Annotated in this window: 2 protein-coding genes; one reads left to right on the forward strand and one right to left on the reverse strand. The window is 23.2% G+C overall.

All coding sequences use genetic code 11. The features are described 5' to 3' along the window. Nucleotides 1-455: 455 nt before the first annotated feature. Complete coding sequence (locus LUA84_RS04185; protein ID WP_256443505.1) at nucleotides 456-590, reverse strand: hypothetical protein; 135 nt, start codon at nucleotides 588-590, stop codon at nucleotides 456-458. Nucleotides 591-638: 48 nt separating this feature from the next. Here LUA84_RS04185 and LUA84_RS05210 point away from each other — a divergent pair, with 48 nt between their 5' ends. Further along, on the forward strand, nucleotides 639-815 hold the full coding sequence (locus LUA84_RS05210; RefSeq protein ID WP_457913283.1) for a metallophosphoesterase: 177 nt from the start codon (nucleotides 639-641) through the stop codon (nucleotides 813-815). The last annotated feature ends 42 nt before the right edge of the window (nucleotides 816-857 follow it).

Consider the following 857-nt stretch of genomic DNA (forward strand, 5'->3'; position numbering starts at 1 on the left):
GGTAATTAATACAATATTATTANNNNAAATCTTTTGTATATCCAATATTCTAATAAACATTCNNNATTCATCTTCTTTTAATAAAGGTCTTTCAATTTCTTCTTTATTAAATTCTTCTAATTCTTCTAATAATGCTTCTAGTTCTTTAATACTATCTTTTAGTTTATTAACATTTCTTTTAATATCTTTAATAATTTTTATTTCTTCTTCATTTAAGCTTTTCATCTGATATTTTGCATCTCTCTCAGGATCCATAAAAAATAAAAAACCATTGGAATTTATAAGATGACTTCTACTGTTTCATTATATTCTCTTTGCAAAATTCCAGATTTTAATATCTTTAGTATACACTGTCTTTGGTTCTTTTGTATGGTCATCTAATACAATGACGATTGTACCAGTTATTAATTTTCCAGTCCCAATCGATTCTTCTATTTTGAATCCAAGCCTTTGTCTTAATAGATCATTACATCTTTTTTATATTTATCTATTATTTCTCTATTATTTGCCGCTATTGCTCCATATACATTTGTAATAAAACTTCTACCCGTAGGATTTACGGGCCTTAATAATTCTATGGATATTTCCATTATGAATAGTTATATTAAATATATAAAAGTTTTCTTTATAGATTATCAATGAAATTTTTGGTAACTTCTGATCTTCATCTGCCAACGTATTATAAAGAGTTTTATGAGAGTTTAAATAAAATTAATGAAAAAATAGATTTTGTTATATTATGTGGAGATATAATTGATAATAAGGAACATATTTATATTAAAAAACTATATTATTTATTAAACAGTAAACTATAGGAAATATAAAAATATTTTCAACCTTTGGTAATAATGAAGCAT

It is taken from the genome of Candidatus Nanopusillus massiliensis (genome assembly GCF_920984865.1).

Coding starts and splice junctions, on each gene's coding strand:
- LUA84_RS04185 (WP_256443505.1), bottom strand. CDS start 590: ATGGAAATATCCATAGAATTATTAAGGCCCGTAAATCCTACGGGTAGA.
- LUA84_RS05210 (WP_457913283.1), top strand. CDS start 639: ATGAAATTTTTGGTAACTTCTGATCTTCATCTGCCAACGTATTATAAA.